The following is a 17,820-nucleotide window of genomic DNA, read 5'->3' on the forward strand; positions in this document are numbered from 1 at the left end:
TGATCGTCGGCGAATCCCTTGAGCGCCACCGAGTAGCGAGGTTTCCTGCGTTGTCCGCTGACATGCGAGCGAAGACGGGAGCGAACGGCATCCGCCGGTTCGCCACCCGAGCGCTGCTCGCCGTCGGTGGGGCGATCGCGGGAACGGCCGTTGCCTGGGCGCTCACCACGTCTGCCGCGAACGCGGAGACGGTGCCTACTGCCGATGCGCAGCAGGTCGACGTCGTCAGCAAGCTCGTCGCCAAGACGGACGAGAAGCTGCCGGTCGTCGTTCCCGCCGCCAAGGCAGTGCACAAGCTCGACGAGACCTTGCGCGCCGAGCAGGAGAAGGCTCGCGCCGCCCTGCCGGACGTGCAGGTCTCCCAGGCGGTCGAACAGATTGCCGCGCGAATCCTGCCGCAGGTCACCAGGATCGGTCAGTCCAGCACCCCCGCCAGCGAGCGGGCCATGGACGTGACGTTCCCGGAGATCCCGGCCCCCGCCACCGATGCCGGACAGTCGCCGGCACCGGTGGTCTCGCAGTTCACCGGCTCGTCCGGTGCCAAGTGGACGGACCTGTTGGAGCCGGGCGACTTCGTCGTGCCCTCCGAGCAGCGTCCGTCCCTGCCCAGCAACCCGTTCCCGAAGCTGCCCGTCCCGGCCCCCGCGCCAGTGCAGTGCTCTTCGTGCAACGACGGTTCTGGCTCTGCCAAGGGCAGCACGTTCGCTGCCTTCGCTGCGTCCGGCAACTCTCACGGCATCTCGTCGACGAGCGCTCTCGCGCCGTCCACTGACGAGGTCACCGTGACGCCGGGCAAGCAGCCCGGTATCAACCCCGACTGATTCCAGCGCGCGGTCCGCGGCAGCCTCCTCCCCCGGCTGTCCGGAAGTCGACCGTCGCGCTTTTTTCTTGCGCTCACACAGGTCGATCACCGCGTGCGATTCCCCCGGTGATGACGCGCCCTCCCCTGCGCGTTTCGGCCCCACCCCCTTGAGCCCCCGTCGCTTTCTCGACGGGAAACCGATGAAGGAGATCTAATGCAGACCTGGGCAAAGCGCGGACTTCAGACCGCGTTTGTCACTGGTGGTTTGCTGATGCTCGGTACGGGCATCGCTTCTGCCCAGGAGAACGTCGACCCGGACGCAGCGCCTCCGGCCGTCGACGTCGCGGCCGCGGTTCCGATCAAGGCCGACCAGAACAAGCTGGCCACCCCGGTCAAGGAGATCACGGTCCCCAAGGTGGACCGCACGATCAGCACGGACCGCGTCACCAGCGCGGTGCCCACCCGCACGGCAGCGCCCGTCGCGAACCCGCTGGTCCGTTCCGCAGGCGAGCGTCTGCAGGGCACCCCGCTCCAGAACCTGGTGCGCGGCAACACGATCCAGGCGCACGTCGATGTGCCGATCAACATCTGCGGTAACGCGATCGCGGTTCTCGCCAACACCGAGGCGACCGGCGACTGCTCCCAGACCACGCACCGCGACGGCACGATCGTCACCGACGGCGCGGGCCAGGCTCTCGCCGGCAACGTCGTCGCCGTCAACCACGTGCTCCCGGTCCAGCTGACCGGCAACGCGATCGCGGCCGGTGGCAACGCCACCACCAACACCGACGCCAAGCAGGTCTCCACGACCGGCGGCGACATCACCACCAACGGTGACAAGGGCGCCATCTCCGGCAACGTCGTCTCCGAGCACGGTGCGACCCCGGTCCAGATCACCGGCAACGGTGTGGGTGCGGCCGGCATCGCCAACGCCAACTCGACCGCCGACACGTTCGCCTCCTCCGAGGGCGACGTCCTGACGAGCGGCAAGAACAGCTCGATCTCCGGCAACACCGTGCCCGTCGCCCTGGCCCCGCTGGCCGAGGTCAACGGCAACGCGGCCGCCGCAGCGGGCAACGCCGCCACCGACTCGGTGCAGTCCGGCACCGCGTACGCCGGTGGCAAGACCGACACCAACGGCGACCCGGCCACGCTCGCCGGCAACGTCGTGGCGCCGGCCCTCTCGGGCCCCGTCACGGTCGACGACAACGCCGCCGCCGCCGGTGGCAACGCGACCGCCGTCAGCGAGACGACCAACGAGTCGGTCGCCGGTGGCATCATCCACACGTTCGGCGACGGTTCCACGGCGTCCGGCAACATCGCCGGCGCGCCGGTCGCGCTGCCGACCTCCGCGGGCGGCAACGGCGCGTCGATCCTCGGCAACGCGCTGACCGACCACACCAACCAGTCGTACTCGAAGTCGGGCGGCGAGGCCTACACGGTCGCCGACCACTCGGTGCTGTCCGGCAACATCGCGGACGTCCCGCCGGCCACGGCCATCGACGTGTGCGGTAACGGTGCGACGCTGGCCGGTCAGTCCGCGGGCACCTGCGAGAACGACGTCAAGTCGATCACCTCGGGCTACCAGGGCACGACGGGCACCGACTCCGTCATCTCCGGCAACATCGCGTCGGCCCCCGTCGCGACGCCCGCCGAGGTCTACGGCCTCGCCGCCGCCCTCGGTGGCCAGGCGACCGGCTCGGCCGACGAGGTCAAGGAGGTCCGCTCCAGCGGTACCCCGAACACCGAGGACGACAACGGCACGGTCTCCAGCAACATCGTGACCGCCCCGACTGCGGCCGCACCGCAGGTCTTCGCGGTGACCGCCGGCCTGGTCGGCAACACCTTCTCGGACACGTCGAACGACACCACGGTCAAGGCGGGCAACAACCCCCACGCGACCGGCAAGAAGAGCTCGGCCTCCGGCAACATCGTCCAGGTCCCGACCTCGACGCCGGCCCAGGTCTTCGCCGACGGTGTCACCCTGGTCGGCAACAACAAGACCACCGGTGACAACGACACCGACATGAAGGCCGGCGGCGACGCCCTCACCACCGGTGAGAAGGGCTCCATCGCGGGCAACGTCATCTCGGCTCCGGTCGCCACCGGCACCCAGGTGCTCGGCTGGTCGGTCGGCGGCGGCAGCAACGTCGACGCCTTCTCCACCAACGCCCTGTCGTCCGTCGCCGGTGGCGACGTCAACAGCAACGGCGACCAGGGCGCGGTCTCGGGCAACCTGATCGGCGCGCAGCCGGCCGTGCTCCCGGCCGTTCCGGGCAACACCGTCGCCGCGGCGGGCATCACCAACTCCGACGTGGTGTCCGACACCAACGTCGTGTCCGGTGCCGACAGCTACTCGAAGGCCGACGACGCCTCGGTGTCCGGCAACCTGATCCACGTCCCCGCCAACGCCTTCGCCGGCGTGTACGCGGACGCGGTCGCGGTTGCGGGCAACGCGACGACCGTCACCGACAAGACGTCGAACACCCAGGCCGGTGGCGAGATGCTCACGGAGGGCAGCGGACCGCTGACCGCCCGTGAGATGACCGTTCCGGTCGAGGCGGCCGTCGAGCTGGCGCGCATCCCCGTCGAGGTCGTCGGCCAGGCCGTCACCCAGGGCGCGGATGACGACACGCAGCTCACCGGCGAGGACACCGGCACCCTGCGTGCCGCGCAGCTCAAGGGCCTGGAGCTCCCCAAGGGCGTCGACAGCCTGATGAAGGCCAACGAGGTTCCGGCGTTCCACGGCCTCGACAGCAAGCTGCCCGTGAACCAGCTCCCGAACCCGGCTGACCTGGCGGCACTGACCGGCCAGCTGCCCACCCCGGCGCTGCCCGCGGTGGCGCAGGAGCGCTCCGCTCTGCCGGTGAACGGTGGCGCGGCGAGCCTGTCCCCGAACGTCCAGGGCCTGCCCCTCGGCCAGCTGCTCGACGCCGCGAAGGGCCTCGTGCCGGCCGCCGGCACCGAGCGTTCGCTGCCGTCCCTCCCGGTGACCGCCCCGGCCCTGCCGGTGCCCGTGCAGCTGCCCGCGCTCCCCACCGAGCGCTCGCTGCCCACGCTGCCCGTCGACGGTCCGGCCTCCCTCTCGGGTCTGAACCTGAACCCGACCCAGGGCCTGGCCCCGAAGGCCGACGAGCGCGCGCTGCCGCAGCTGCCGTTCAACGCCCCGGCGCTCGCCTCGATCGACCCGGCCAACCTGTTCCAGACGGTGACCGGCTCGCTGTAAGCAACACCCCGCAGTTGTAACACCCTCCTCCGGTAAGAAACTGAGCCCCAGCGACAGACGTTGTCGCTGGGGCTCAGTGCCGTGCGGGGGGTGTTTGTGCTGTTGAGAGCATGTTCCGCGGCTCCGCATCACCGTCACTCGTCACCCAGTGGACGTGCGGCCGCTCCCCCACGAGCTGCCTGATCAACTCAGCGATCGGCGCCCCGTCCCCGAAGTCGTGCTCGGCCAGCACCGCCAGCACCGAGTCGCCGTACCGCGCGACCGTGAAGTCTGGTCTCAGCCCTTGCCTCAGAGTTCTTGCCGCTGCCAGCACGTCGTCCGGCCCCGTGACCAGGACCAGCGTCACGAGCGTGCCGCGCGTGCGGGCGCGGATCAGCGACTGCTCCAGGCGGTCGAGCAGCAGCGCGTGGCCGGGCAGGCCCGTGAGCGGGTCGTGCAGCACAGTCCGGTTCTAGCCGAGGCCAGGGCCGTTGACCAGGACCGGCGCGTCGATCAGACCCGCACGGATGAACCCGTCTGCTCGAACAACAACCTCGCCGCCGCCGTGGTGCATTTCGGGGGCGACTCGTCGGAACAGTTCCGCGGCAAGGTGATCAGCCAGCAGAAGCAGGAACGATCAGGTCTGGGCCAGGTCCGTGAAGCGGCTGTAGTGCAGCTGGTGCGCCACGACGATGGTCGCGGTCGGGCCCGCGCGGTGCTTGGCGATGATCAGATCGGCCTCGCCGGCGCGCGGGTCGTCGCGTTCCCAGGCGTCGGGGCGGTTGACCAGGATGACCATGTCGGCGTCCTGCTCCAGGGAGCCGGACTCACGGAGGTCGGAGAGCATCGGGCGCTTGTCGGTTCGTTGTTCCGGGCCGCGGTTCAGCTGGGAGATCGCGATCACCGGGACGTGGAGTTCCTTGGCGATCAGCTTCAGGTTTCGCGAGAACTCCGAGACTTCCTGCTGGCGCGACTCGGTCTTCTTGCCCGACGACATCAGCTGGAGGTAGTCGACGACCACCAGCTTGAGGTCGTGCCGCTGCTTGAGGCGGCGGGCCTTGGCCCTGATCTCCATCATCGTCAGGTTCGGGCTGTCGTCCACGAAGAGCGGGGCCTCGCTGATCTCGCTCATTCGGCGGGCCAGGCGGGTCCAGTCGTCGTCGCTCATCGTGCCGCCTCGCATGTCGCTCAGGCGGATGCGCGCCTCGGCGGAGAGCATGCGCATGACGATCTCGGTGCGGCTCATCTCCAGGCTGAAGATGGCGCTGGTCATGCCGTGCTTCACCGAGCACGACCTGGCGAAGTCGAGGCCCAGCGTCGAGTTGTGGGTCGGGATCATCGTCTCGCCCGCGAGGTACAGGTGGTCGTGGTTGTCGACCTCCACGCAGCGCACCGGCACGGAGGCGATCGGGCGCACGGCGACGATCTCCACCTGGTCGTGCCTGCCGAGGCCCGCGATCAGTTCGGCCAGGTCGCGGCGCAGGCGCGCGAAGCGGCCGTCGATCTGCAGCGCGGCCAGCAGTTCCTCGCGCTGTTTGCGGGACGCGCGCAGGTACGCGGCGGGGATGTGCGGATCGTCGGCCAGGTCGAGGTCCTTGGCGACGCGCAGTTCGTCGTCGGTCAGTTCCAGGTCGCCCAGGCCCGAGAGGAACAGGCCGAGCGAGCGCGGCGTGAGCGGCAGCGCCACCGTCGGCAGGTCCCAGGCCGCGGACAGGCGCACGAACATGCGGCACACGCCGACGCGCTCGAACAGCTGCGCGGTGGTGCGGATCGCCCAGAAGCCGCCGGTCTCGCTGCACGATTCCGTGAGCCACTGGTGCTCGCCGTCGGCCACGATCACCGTGCCGTCGGAGAACTCGACCTCGAAGCACGGGCGGCCCGTCATCACCTCGGTCGCGGCGACCACTCGGGTCGGGCGGCCGTCGGCGCCGATCAGGAACTCCCCGACGGAGACCTCGCCCATCGTCGTCCAGCCGGACGGGGTGGGCAGCGGCGTGTTCAGGGCCAGCGCCTTGCCGACACCGGGGCGGGCGGCGACGATGATCATCTGGCCGCCGTGCAGGCCGTTGGTCAGCGCGTCGAGGTCGGCGAAGCCGGTGGGGATGCCCTGCGACATGCCGCCACGGGACGCGATCGCGTCGATCTCGTCCATCGTCGGCTGCAGCAGGTCTTCGAGGGCGACGTAGTCCTCGGTGGTGCGGCGGTCGGTGACCTCGTAGATCGCGGCCTGTGCGCGGTCGACCACCTCGTCGACGTCCGCGCCCTCGGCACCGTTGTACCCGAGCTGCACGATGCGGGTGCCCGCCTCGACGAGACGCCGCAGCACCGCCTTCTCGGCGACGATCTCGGCGTAGTAGCCGGCGTTCGCGGCCGTGGGGACCGTCGCGATCAACGTGTGCAGGTACGGCGCTCCGCCCACGCGCAGCAGTTCGCCGCGGCGTTCGAGCTCGGCCGAGATGGTGATCGGGTCGGCCGGTTCGCCGCGGCCGTACAGGTCGAGGATGCAGTCGTAGATCGCCTGGTGCGCAGGGCGGTAGAAGTCGTTCGGCGCGAGTGCCTCGATGACGTCCGCGATCGCGTCCTTCGACAGCAGCATGCCGCCCAGAACGGACTGCTCCGCGGCGAGGTCCTGCGGCGGCTGACGCTCGAATGCGGGCTCCGCCATGCCCCGGTCGTCCACGAGCGCCACTGCTGAATCACCCCTGCGAAGAGTCGAAAGCCGGTGCGTGAGTCCCCTAGTTGTACCGCGAGGCACCGACAATTTCGGGTGGCCACGCTGTGCGATGGCCTTGCCCTGGTCGCGACGCTAGAGGGACCCGTCCGGAGCAAGCAAACCAGCGTGTGGATCGCCCTGTGGACAACTGGGGGACAACCTGTGGATGGATGCTCACAGGGGTTGCGGCACTGGGGACAACCTGTTGACAACCAGTGGAGTGACAGAAGTAACCGCAGCTCAGTGGCTGTGCACAAGTTGTGGAAAAAGTTGTGCGACACACCCTCGGCGTGTCGCGAAAAACACCCTCTTCGGCGTGTCGCGGCCACGCTGAACGCGCGGTTTATCCACAGGACGTGGACAGAGCGGCACTGGTCCGAACGAGCGAAAGCGCCACCCACCCGGAGCATTCCGGGTAGGCAGCGCTTCAGCAAACTGAACTGTGGGCGATCCCCACCAACGTGTGGTGCCGGGGTCTGCGGGAGCACCCGCGACCAACACCCGAAGCCAAGCCCTGCGAAGCCGCATCAGCGGCGAGCAGGGCTCGCTACTCGGTGGAGGCGCCCAAAGATCACTCGCCGGCGGTAACGACCAGCGGCAGAGCGACGGTGACCTCGGGGTGGAGGCGAACCGTGACCGAGTGCTTGCCGACGGTCTTGATGTGACCCGGCAGCTCGATGGCGCGCTTGTCCAGGACCGGACCACCGGCGGACTTGACGGCAGCCGCCACGTCCGACGCGGTGACCGAGCCGAACAGCTTGGTGCTGCCGGCGGCGGCCTTGGCCTTGAGCGTCACGGAGAGACCCTCGAGCGCGGTCTTGATCTCCTTGGCGTGGTCCAGGTCGCGCACGCGGCGGGTGTCCTGCGCGCGGGTGATGACCTGGATCTGCTTCTGCGCGCCACGGGTCGCCACGATCGCGAAGCCACGGGGGAGCAGGTAGTTGCGGCCGTAGCCGTCCTTGACCTCGACGATGTCGCCGGGAGCGCCAAGGCCGGAAACGTCAGCGGTGAGGATGAGCTTCATCGCAGTGTCTCCTTCTCTTAGCGAGCGGTCGAGGTGTAGGGCAGCAGGGCCATCTCACGGGCGTTCTTCACGGCAACAGCGACGTCGCGCTGGTGCTGCGAGCAGTTGCCCGTGACGCGGCGGGCACGGATCTTGCCGCGGTCGGAGATGAACTTGCGGAGGAGCGTCGTGTCCTTGTAGTCGATCAGGGACGCGCTCTTGTCCTTGCAGAAGGCGCAGACCTTCTTCTTGGGCTTGCGCACAGGCGGCTTGGCCATGTGTCTCTAACTCCTGAATACGCGATGAATGAAGTACTGGATGACCGGTGCAGTCGGTCTAGAAGGGGGGCTCGTCGGCGAAGCCGCTGGAGCCGGCCGGCGGGGCGGAACCCCACGGGTCGTCTGCCGGCGCGCCGCCGCCACCGCCACGAGACTGCTGACCGCCGCCGCCGCCGAAGCCGCCGCCACCGCCGCCGTCTCCACGGCTGACCTTGTTGACCTTCGCGGTCGCGTAGCGCAGCGAGGGGCCGATCTCGTCGACCTCAAGCTCCACGACAGTGCGCTTCTCGCCTTCCTTCGTCTCGAAGGAACGCTGGCGCAACCGTCCGGAGACGAGCACTCGCGAACCGCGGGTGAGCGACTCGGCCACGTTCTCGGCGACCTGCCGCCACACGTTGCACCGCAGGAACAGCGCTTCGCCGTCCTTCCACTCGCCCGAATTCTTGTCGAACGTGCGGGGCGTGGAGGCGACCGTGAAGCTGGCCACCGCCGCACCGGACTGGGTAAAGCGGAGTTCAGGGTCGGCAGTCAGGTTCCCGACTACCGTGATCGTCGTCTCACCAGCCATGTCTTGGGAGCTCCCCTAATCGAGGTTCGTCAGGCCCTGGCGGCGGCCCTGGCCGCCGACTTGGCCGACTTGGCGTCCGACTTGGCCGCGGCCTTGGCGGCCAACTTGGCAGCCTTGGCGGGCTCGCGGCGCAGGACCTTCGTCCGGAGCACCGTCTCCTGCAGACCGAGCTGGCGGTCCAGTTCCTTCACCGCGTCAGGCGTCGAGGTCAGGTCGAGCACCGCGTAGATGCCCTCGCTGTTCTTGTTGATCTCGAAGCTCAACCGGCGCTTGCCCCAAACTTCGACCTTCTCCACGTTGCCGCCCGACGTCTTGATGACGTTGAGGAACGTGTCGAGAGACGGCGCAATCGTGCGCTCGTCGAGACTGGGGTCGAGGATGACCATCACTTCGTAATGACGCATGAGGACCACTCACCTCCTGTGGACTCGCGGCCACGGGCTTTCCGTGGCAGGAGGGTCGTCGCGTCAGCAACTGACAAAGGTTAACAGAGCGCGTCCGGCGACTACGCAGGGGTGCGGCGGAGCACCCAGGTCCGCACCAGCGCGCCGGTGACCAGGGCCAGCAGCAGCACCGCGACCAGCACCGGAGCGCCGACGCCGCCGGGACCGCTGAGCCGGGGCAACGCCGTCGCGCGGCCGGCCGCCTGCACCGAGTCGCCTTGGACGCCGGTGCCGTTGGACGCGCGAGGCACCTGCGAGCCGTACCGGACGCCGGGCGACGGCGAGTACAGGCCGGGCATCGCGAACGGCAGCGAGCCGTAGCTGAACAGCGGCACGCGCCCGAAGTTGGAGCCGATGGGGTAGAGCGAGAAGTCGCGGTTGCTCGGCGCGCCGGCGCCCACACCGGGAACCCCTGGCTGCGCGCCGGGCTGACCGGGCGGGGTTCCAGGCTGCGGCGAAGGCTGCTGACCAGGAGGTTTCGGTGCTCCGGGGATCGCGCCGACGGCCTGCTGCGAGGCGTCCGCGATCGCCTTGGACCCGTCCTGGACGGGTGCCACGACCTGGTTGACGGCGACGACCGTCACCTGGCAGCCCTGCGTCAGGGTGGCGCGGACGGTCTTGTCGAGCGTGCCGAGGATCGGGCCGAGCAATGGGATCTTCTGGACCTCCGCCATCACGGCGTTCGCGATCGTGGCACCGCTGATGGTCGTCGTGCCGACCTGCACCGCACCGATGGGCATGGGCTTGGCCTGCGCGAACGCCTGCTTGAACGGTTCCGCGAGCGGCGGCCCGAGCAACGGGACGGCGCGCACCAGGTCCGTGATCGGCTGCGTGACCGCGGCGGGACTGAGGGAGACGGGGGTGCCGGGCGCGCCCTGCACGGTGGTGGCGCAACTGCCGACCACGATGGGTTCCGCCGCGTGCGCGACCCCGCCCACCGAAGCGGACACGAGGGCCAGCAGCGCCGTGGCGGCCACGCTCAACAGCCTCATGCGAACCCCTTTCCTACTCTCTAGTAACGACCGTAGGTCCTGGTGGTGACGTAGACCATCCCCAGTTTTTCCAATTACTCCTATCGGCGGCGGCTGCGATGGCGTTATGGACGCCGACTACCCTCCTGCGTATGCGCATCGGGGCCCATGTACGCGACGACGACCCGGTCGGCGCCGCGGCCGAACGCGGGGCCGAGGTCGTCCAGTTCTTCCTGTCGGATCCCCAGGGCTGGAAGAAACCCAAACCTCATCCGCAGACGGACGCCCTGCTGGCCTCCGACCTCGAAGTGTTCGTCCACGCCCCGTACATGATCAACATCGCGTCGCTGAACAACAAGATCCGGATTCCGTCCAGGAAGAACGTGATCCAGCACGCGGAGGCCGCCGCGACCGTGGGCGCGAAGGGCCTGATCGTGCACGGCGGGCACGTCACGAAGGGCGAGGACCCGGCCGAGGGCTTCGCGAACTGGCGCAAGTTCTTCGAACGCCAGGTCGCCGACGGCGGCTTCGCGGTTCCGGTCCTGATCGAGAACACCGCGGGCGGCGACGGCGCCATGGCCCGCACGTTCGACTCCCTCAAGCTGCTCTGGGACGCGGTCGGCGAGTTCGGTGCCGGCTTCTGCCTCGACACCTGCCACGCGTTCGCCGCCGGCGAGGACCTGGTCGGCATCGTCGATCGGGTGAAGGCCATCACCGGCCGCATCGACCTGGTGCACCTCAACAGCTCGCGCGACGAGTTCGGTTCCTCGCGCGATCGGCACGACAACATCAAGACTGGCACCATCGACGCGGACCAGCTGGCGGCCGTGGTCGCCAGTGCCGGATGCCCCGTCGTGGTGGAGACGCCGGACGAGGGCCAGGCCGACGACATCGCCTTCCTGCGCGACCGCGCCGGCCGGTGAACAGCGTGCACGAGGTGGTGAGCGTGACGCCCGAGCGAGGCGACGCCGGGCGTTTCGCGACCCGCTTCGGCAGGCCCGCCGCTGTCGTGCTCGTGCTGCTGTGCGGGCTCACGCTGCTGCTGGGCTTCATCAACAAGGACCGCTGCACCGGTCCCGCGTTCGACCAGTGGGGCCGCACGCAGCCCGACTACGACGAGCGCAACAAGGAAGACGTCTGCTACTCCGACATCCAGCACCTCTGGATCGGGCGTGACATCGACCGGCACGTCTTCCCGTACGTCGACGGCAACATCAACGACAAGGGCACCCTCATCGGGGGCTCGGTCGAGTACCCGGTGCTCTCCGGCCTGATCATCTGGGCGGGTGCGATCTTCGCGCACAACGACGCGGAGTACCTGCTCTACTCGTCGCTGCTGATGGCGCCGTTCGGCCTGCTCACGGGCTGGCTGCTGGGCAAACTCGCCCGCTGGCGCGCGTTGCTGTGGGCGATCGGTCCACCGCTGATCCTCTACGCCTTCCACAACTGGGACCTGCCGGTCGTCCTGTGCTCGGTCGCCGCGGTCTTCGTGGTGCACCGCTGGAACCGGCCGCTGGTCGAGAGAGCCACGGTCGCGTCCGTGCTGCTCGGGCTCGGGTTCGCGTTCAAGGTCTACCCGGCGGCCTTCGTGCTGCCGCTGATGCTCTTCGTCGCCACCGGCGGCTGGCGCGGCCAGGAGATGCCGGCCAGATTCCAGGGAACCGGCAAGAAGTTCGACATCGCCGGCGCGGTCAAGGTCGGGCTCGCCTCGATCATCACGGTCGTGCTGGTCAACCTGCCGTTCGCGATCGCGGGTTACGACGGCTGGGCGGCGTCGTTCGAGTTCCAGCAGTTGCGCCGGGTCGACATCACCACGAACTCGATCTGGTACTGGGGCCTGCGGCCGTTCATCGGTGACGACGCGATGCAATCGCTGGTCGGCGTCATCTCGCCGATCACGATCCTGATCTCGTTCGCGATCGCCGCCGGCTACGGCTGGACGCGGTTCCGGCGCGAGGGCACCTACCCGTGGATCGCGGTGTCCGGCGCGATGCTGTGCGGCTTCATGCTGCTGCACAAGGTCCACTCGCCGCAGTACACGCTGTGGCTGGTGCCGTTCCTCGTGCTTCTGCGCGTGCGGCTGATGTGGGCCTTCGCGTACTTCGTGGTCGACCTCGCGATGGGCATCGGCATCTTCCGCTGGTTCTGGGCGATCGAGTTCGGTCAGCCGGCCGGGATCTACGACAGCTTCTCCGCGCAGGCCGTGATGATCGGCGTGTGGGGCAGGGCCGCGTTGCTCGTGGCGCTGTTCGTGGTCTTCCTCAAGGCCAGGGACGTGACCGAGGACGATCACGAAGACCTGAAGTTCCTCCGCGGGGCCGTAGCAGCGAAGACCTGATCAGCCGCAGACTTCACCCGTGAGGGTGATCATCGTGCTGGCGTTGCTGCTGGCCTGCGGCGCTTCCGGCGTGCCCGTGCGCTCGGAGTTGATCCGCTGGCTGCCCGTGTGGCAGGCCGTGCCGACGCTGTCGAGCTCGGTGCCGGACCAGAGCGTGCGCACGACCGTCGACCTCGCGGCGGGCGGCACGTCGGTCCGGGTGCGGCTGTCGAACCTGATGGGCATCAAGCCGGTCCGCGTCGAGCAGGTCACCGTCACCGCTGACGGCGAGACGCGGCAGCTCACGTTCGGCAGGTCCCGTTCCGTCACGATCAGGGCCCGCGACGACGTCTACAGCGACGCCGTGCAGCTCAAGGTCACCAAGACGCTCGACATCAGCACGTACTCCCCCGCCGGCACGCCGTGTCAGGCGCGCGCCCATCGCACGATCACGTCGACACGAGAGCAGATCTGCCTCGTCTCGGCGGTCGAGGTCGCGGGCTTCACCGCGCCGGGTGCGGTGGTGATGTTCGGTGACTCGATCACCGAAGGCTTCTACGAGAACACCTGGCCGTCATTGGTCGAGAGCGACTACGCGGTGCTGAACGCGGGCATCAACGGCAACGGCGTGGTGCTGGGCAACGCGCCGATGGTCACCCGTGTGCACCGGGACGTCCTCTACAGCAAGGAAGTGCGCAAGGTCGTGTTGCTGGGCGGCATCAACGACATCCAGAACGGCGTCAGCGCCGAGAACGTCATCGCCGGCATCCGCACCGTTCAGTCGCGGTGCCAGAACCAGGACGTGGAGTTCCACATCGGCACCATCACGCCGTGGCACGGCTGGTACACGTGGACCGAGGAGAAGGAGCGGCAGCGGCAGAAGGTGAACGCGTGGATCCGCGCCACCTTCCCCGCCGCGATCGACTTCGACGAGGCCGTGCGCGACCCCGCCGATCCGCTCAGACTGCGTCCGGAGTTCGACTCCGGTGATCACCTGCATCCGAACGGGACCGCATTCGGTGCGATGGCTCGCCTCGTGCGGGTCTGACGATCTGCCGGTCCGGCGCATCGGCCAGGACGCCAGCCAACGGGTCGTCGCCCGCCATCCGCACGAGGTCGCGCTCCGGGTGGTAGATCTCCTTCAGGATGATCACGCACAACGTGATGACAGCCGCGTCCCGCAGCAGCACCGCGCCGAGGAACCAGTCGATCGGCAGACCCTTGTTGTCCGTGCCGAGGTAGAAGTACATGCGCGGCACCCACACCAGCGCGTCGACCGCCATCCACGCCAGCAGCAGCTTCCAGCGCGGCAACGCCAGCACGGCCAGCGGCACCAGCCACAGCGAGTACTGCGGGCTCCACACCTTGTTCGTCAGCAGGAACGCCGCCACGACCAGGAACCCGAGCTGCGCGAGCCGAGGCCTCGTCGGCGCCGAGAGGGTCACGTAGGCGATGCCGGCGCAACAGACGAGGAACAGCACGGAGCTGACCGTGTTGAGGACTGTCGGCGGTTGACCCTGCGTCAGTCCGGGGTCGAAGCCCTGCCACCCCGTCCACTGGACGAGCACGTTGTAGAGCGTGTCCGGGTCGGCGTTGCGTTCGGTGTTGAGGCGGAAGAACTCTCTCCACCCCGTCTGCGAGGCAGGGTTCAAGGCGATAGGCGCGTTGACGAGCGCCCACGCGCCTATGGCGGCCGCGGTGGTGGTGAGGCCTGCCTTGATCCTGTTGGACCGCCAGCACAACAACAGCAACGGACCGAGCAGGAACAACGGATAGAGCTTCGCCGCGCCACCGAGCCCCAGCAGCACGCCGGCGAGCACGGGTTTCTTCCGCGCCCACGCCAGCAGACCGGCCGTGGCGAACGCCGTCGCGATCGTGTCGAAGTTCGTGAACGCGTGGACGATGACCAGCGGCGACACCGCGACGATCGCCGCGTCCCACATTCGGCGCCGGGCGATCCTGGCCACCGAGAACACCGTCACCAGCCACGCCACGGCCAGCCAGAACGCGGTGACGTCGAAGAACACGATCACCGTCATCGGCAGCCCGGGGACGAGCGCCACGAGCCCCTGCGCCACCCGCGCGTTGAGCCACATGAACACGCCGGTGACCACCGGGTACTCCATGTACCGGACGTGCTCGGTCGGCTTGCCCTCGTCGTCCTTCCACGAGGTGATGTACGGGAAGGCACCGCGCTGGTCGAGCCGTTCCGCGGTGTAGAGCGGCACCGTGTCGGAGTAGCAGAGCGCGGTGAACTGCTTGCTGCCCCGCCAGTCGAGCTGCACGACGCCCTTGTCGTCCGTGTACTGCTGGACGCAGGGCGACTTCTGCACCCATCCCAGCAGCAACGTGACCACGGCGAGCATCAGGATCACCCGCAGCGCCGTCCAGAAGTAGTTCCGGCCGATCTGCGCGTGCTCGCCGAGGGGACCGCCGAACGGTCTGCTCAGGCCGCGGGCGAGCGACTCGGTCCACGTGGGGGCGACGCGCTCTTCGTGAGTGAGCGAGTCGGTTTCCTCGGAGAGGTCCTTCTCGGGGGCCTCGGCGGGAAGCTCGGCAGGGCTGCTGGGCACGTCGCGGATGTTACGGCCAAGACCGTTTCGCCGTGGTCAACATCCCAGGTACCGCACAAAGCGAAGGGGCCCGGTGCACGTGCACCGGGCCCCTTCGCGGGTCAGCCGTCTCCTGGACTACCGCCTCGGGGGCGGCCGCTGGTGGACGGATCGGGATCTTCGGACGGATCGGGGCAGCTGATGCCGGGGATGCAACCGGGGTTCTGAGGCTTCGTCTGCGACGGCTTGGTCGGCTCCGAAGTCTGCGACGGCGGGTTGTTGCTCGGCGGGTTGTTGCTGCTCGGCGGCGGCGACGGCGGGTCGGACTTGCGCGGCGGGTTGAAGTTGCCCAGCGGGACCGGCTTCGCAAACGCTTCCTTCTGCGCGCCCGCGAGTGCCGTGTCCATGAACTTCTTCCACATCAGACCGGGCAGGCCACTACCGAAGATGGGGTTGCCCTGCTTGGTCTTGATGGCCACGTTGCCCTGGTCCTTGCCGACCCAGACGGAGGTGGACAGCTGCGGCGTGTAGCCGACCATCCAGGCCTTCGAGTTCTGGTCGACGCTGCCGGGGAGCTCGTGCGTACCGGTCTTGCCGGCGCACGGGCGGCCGCCGGCGCACGCGATCGGTCCTGACGGGATCTCCTTCAACGTCTCGGTGACGTTGTCGGCGATGTCGCGGCTCTTCGTCTCGACCGGGTCGAACGCCGGCACCGGCTGGTCGACGTGCTGGTAGAGGACGTCACCGGTGGGGCCGACGATCTTCGTGACGAAGAACGGAGCCCGGTACATGCCGCGGGCCGCGAACGTCGCGAACGCGGAGGCCATGTCGAACGGCCGCACCTGGGCGCTGTCGGCGCCGATGGAGATACCGGCGGTGGGCGGGTTGCCGCCCTCACCGACCAGGGTCTCCTTGTCCTGGCCGCCGACCCGGACGACCTTCGGGATGCCGGCCGCGTGAGCCGCGTCCGCCACGGCCTTCGTGCCCGTGCCCTCGGGGCCCGCCACCATGTCGTAGAACACGGTGTTGAGGGACTCCTTCATGGCCTGCTTGATCGTGCACTGCTTGCCGCAGGTGGTGTTGCCGGCGTTGCGGATCTCGACGCCGGCGATCTTGCGCGGCGTGGCGTCGTAGGTGTCGCCGATGCCCTTGCCCATCTTCAGGGCGGCCACCAGGTCGAACGGCTTGAACGACGAGCCGGCCTCCTGGATCGTGCCCTTGGCGTAGTCGATGCCCTTGAGGCCGTCCTTGCCGGGGTAGTAGGCCTTGACGGCGCCGGACTGCGGTTCGATCGCGCTGAGCGACGTCCGCAGGTCGGCGTCCTGGCCCTCCATCACGGAGTTCACGGCGTCGACCGCGGCCTGCTGCATCTTCGGGTCGATCGTCGTGTGGACGGTGACGCCGACCTTCTGCGCCTTCTCCATCGTGAGGCCGACGAGTTCGCTGTCGATCTCGTTCTGGACCTGCTGGCTCACGCGGGCTAGCGGGCCGTCGAGACCGGCGGGCTGCGTCTGCTCGAACGGCAGCGGCTGCGGGTACTGGCGGGCGTCGTAGTCGGCCTGGCTGATCCACCCCTTCTCGCGCATCTGCTTCATCACGAACTCCCAGCGACCCTTCGCGTGCTCCTCGTCCTCGGACCACGAGGGGACCTGGATCATGCCGGCGATGAAGGCGGCCTCGGACGGCGTGAGGTCCTTCATGGGCTTGTTGTAGTAGACCTGCGAGGCGGCCTTCATGCCGTTCGCGCCACGGCCGAAGTACACCGTGTTGAGGTACGCGGTGAGGATCGTGTTGTGGTCCGACTCGTTGCTCATCTTGTAGGCCTTGACGAGCTCGGTGAACTTACGAGTCAGCGTCGCTTCCTCGTTGCCCGTCGCCTTCTTGATGTACTGCTGCGTCAGACCGGAACCACCACTGCTGCCGCCGGTCGCCTGGATCCAGACGGCGCGGACGATGGCCTTGGCGTCGAAGCCGGGGTTGTCGTAGAAGTTCGCGTCCTCCGCGGCCATGACCGCGTTCTTGACGTTGTCCGGAATCTCCTCGTACGTCAGCATCGTGCGGTTCTGACCGGGCGAGGTGATCTTGCCCATCTCGGTGTCGTCCGAGTAGAGCAGCGTGATCGTCTTGTCCTGGGCGTCCGCGATCTCGTTCGGTCGCGGCCACTCGACCAGCGGGTACGCGACCGCGATGGCGATCACCGGGCCGAGGATCATCAGCCCGATCGCGACGAACGCGCCAATTCGGATGCGCTTCCAGATCTTCTTCTTGCGCAGACGACGCTCCTCCTCTTCGGTGAGCTCCGGCTCGTCGTCGTAGTACTCGTCGTCATCGTCGGCGACACCGGCCATGAGGAACTCGTCGTCCGGCTCGCGGTGCGTGATGAGCTCGGGTTCGCGCTGCGTCGGCCGGTTGACCGGCGGCATCTGCGTGGTGCGTTCCTCACCGGGCTTGCGCGGGGGCACGCCGGGGCGACCGGGACCACCAGGGCCGCCCTGAGGGCCGCCGGGTCCGCCAGGTCCACCGGGGCGACGGCCACCGGGAGGCGGTGCGATCGGCATCCCGCCGGGAGGCGTCGGAGGACGGCCACCCGGACCACCGGGGCCGCCCTGAGGGCCACCAGGACCGCCGGGACCGTTCATCCCGGGTCCCGGCGGACGCCCCTGAGCGCCTGGAGGCACGCCAGGGCCGCCCTGCGGACCGCCTGGTCCGTTCGGGCGGCGTGGAGGCTGTTGCTGTGGGAAACCACCAGGTGGCGTGCCACCCTGGGGAGGGCGCGCGAAACCGCCGGGTGGAGTCCCCGGTCGTGGCTGATTCGGGACATCGCGCCTCGTGCCGCCGCCGTCCGGGTCGTCCCCGGTCGGCCACTGCGGCTCGCCTCCGCGCTGCCGGTCATCATGCTGGTCGTTCACGTGAAAAGGCCTCCCAGACCGGCGTGCATCAGCACACGGTTCGGTGGTCGTACTTCATT

The 17,820-nt window shown here is 68.7% G+C and carries 14 protein-coding genes; 5 read left to right on the top strand and 9 right to left on the bottom strand.

The features are described 5' to 3' along the window. Positions 1–62 precede the first annotated feature (62 nt). Together ACIRG5_RS12695 and ACIRG5_RS12700 are read left to right on the top strand one after the other, a co-directional pair. Complete coding sequence (locus ACIRG5_RS12695; RefSeq protein ID WP_402904112.1) at positions 63–821, top strand: hypothetical protein; 759 nt, start codon at positions 63–65, stop codon at positions 819–821. A gap of 195 nt (positions 822–1,016) precedes the next feature. Then, a complete protein-coding gene (locus ACIRG5_RS12700; RefSeq protein ID WP_402904115.1) occupies positions 1,017–4,028 on the top strand; it encodes a beta strand repeat-containing protein in 3,012 nt (1,003 codons plus the stop codon). A gap of 73 nt (positions 4,029–4,101) precedes the next feature. On the opposite strand, the gene ACIRG5_RS12705 is transcribed toward ACIRG5_RS12700, so the two are convergent. The 7 genes from ACIRG5_RS12705 to ACIRG5_RS12735 form a co-directional block, all read right to left on the bottom strand. Next, the gene (locus tag ACIRG5_RS12705) at positions 4,102–4,470 is read right to left on the bottom strand and encodes a hypothetical protein (protein ID WP_402904118.1); all 369 of its coding nucleotides are present in this window, start codon (positions 4,468–4,470) and stop codon (positions 4,102–4,104) included. A 174-nt stretch (positions 4,471–4,644) separates the two neighbouring features. Continuing rightward, a complete protein-coding gene (gene dnaB, locus ACIRG5_RS12710; RefSeq protein WP_402904909.1) occupies positions 4,645–6,672 on the bottom strand; it encodes a replicative DNA helicase in 2,028 nt (675 codons plus the stop codon). 619 nt (positions 6,673–7,291) lie between these two features. After that, positions 7,292–7,744 (bottom strand): 50S ribosomal protein L9, encoded by a 453-nt coding sequence (gene rplI / locus ACIRG5_RS12715; RefSeq protein ID WP_402904121.1) that lies wholly within the window; start codon positions 7,742–7,744, stop codon positions 7,292–7,294. A 17-nt stretch (positions 7,745–7,761) separates the two neighbouring features. Next, entirely contained in the window at positions 7,762–8,001 is a 240-nt protein-coding gene (gene rpsR, locus ACIRG5_RS12720; protein WP_030480165.1) for a 30S ribosomal protein S18, read from the bottom strand. A 58-nt stretch (positions 8,002–8,059) separates the two neighbouring features. Continuing rightward, a complete protein-coding gene (locus ACIRG5_RS12725; RefSeq protein WP_319976409.1) occupies positions 8,060–8,569 on the bottom strand; it encodes a single-stranded DNA-binding protein in 510 nt (169 codons plus the stop codon). Positions 8,570–8,598: 29 nt separating this feature from the next. Next, the gene (rpsF, locus tag ACIRG5_RS12730; RefSeq protein WP_319976410.1) at positions 8,599–8,973 is read right to left on the bottom strand and encodes a 30S ribosomal protein S6; all 375 of its coding nucleotides are present in this window, start codon (positions 8,971–8,973) and stop codon (positions 8,599–8,601) included. Between the two features lie 101 nt (positions 8,974–9,074). Beyond that, positions 9,075–10,004, bottom strand: coding sequence for a hypothetical protein (locus ACIRG5_RS12735; RefSeq protein ID WP_402904125.1), 930 nt, complete (start codon positions 10,002–10,004; stop codon positions 9,075–9,077). Positions 10,005–10,135: 131 nt separating this feature from the next. On the opposite strand from ACIRG5_RS12735, the gene ACIRG5_RS12740 reads away from it, so the two are divergent. The 3 genes from ACIRG5_RS12740 to ACIRG5_RS12750 are packed head-to-tail and all read left to right on the top strand — an operon-like array spanning position 10,136 to position 13,348. Further along, complete coding sequence (locus tag ACIRG5_RS12740) at positions 10,136–10,906, top strand: deoxyribonuclease IV (protein WP_402904127.1); 771 nt, start codon at positions 10,136–10,138, stop codon at positions 10,904–10,906. A 23-nt stretch (positions 10,907–10,929) separates the two neighbouring features. Further along, positions 10,930–12,321 carry a glycosyltransferase family 87 protein gene (locus ACIRG5_RS12745; RefSeq protein WP_402904130.1) on the top strand — a complete coding sequence of 464 codons (1,392 nt, stop codon included), beginning with the start codon at positions 10,930–10,932 and terminating at the stop codon, positions 12,319–12,321. A gap of 19 nt (positions 12,322–12,340) precedes the next feature. Next, positions 12,341–13,348: a GDSL-type esterase/lipase family protein gene (locus tag ACIRG5_RS12750; RefSeq protein ID WP_402904132.1), complete on the top strand. Its 1,008-nt coding sequence runs from the start codon at positions 12,341–12,343 to the stop codon at positions 13,346–13,348. Here the strand turns inward: ACIRG5_RS12750 and ACIRG5_RS12755 are convergent. Both ACIRG5_RS12755 and ACIRG5_RS12760 read right to left on the bottom strand, forming a co-directional pair. Beyond that, positions 13,260–14,873, bottom strand: coding sequence for a glycosyltransferase family 87 protein (locus ACIRG5_RS12755; protein ID WP_402904135.1), 1,614 nt, complete (start codon positions 14,871–14,873; stop codon positions 13,260–13,262). The genes ACIRG5_RS12750 and ACIRG5_RS12755 overlap by 89 nt on opposite strands. 101 nt (positions 14,874–14,974) lie before the next feature. Beyond that, complete coding sequence (locus ACIRG5_RS12760) at positions 14,975–17,314, bottom strand: transglycosylase domain-containing protein (RefSeq protein WP_402904137.1); 2,340 nt, start codon at positions 17,312–17,314, stop codon at positions 14,975–14,977. Positions 17,315–17,820 lie beyond the last annotated feature (506 nt).

It is taken from the genome of Lentzea sp. NPDC102401, assembly GCF_044765805.1.
In the GTDB taxonomy this organism is placed as follows: domain Bacteria; phylum Actinomycetota; class Actinomycetes; order Mycobacteriales; family Pseudonocardiaceae; genus Lentzea; species Lentzea sokolovensis.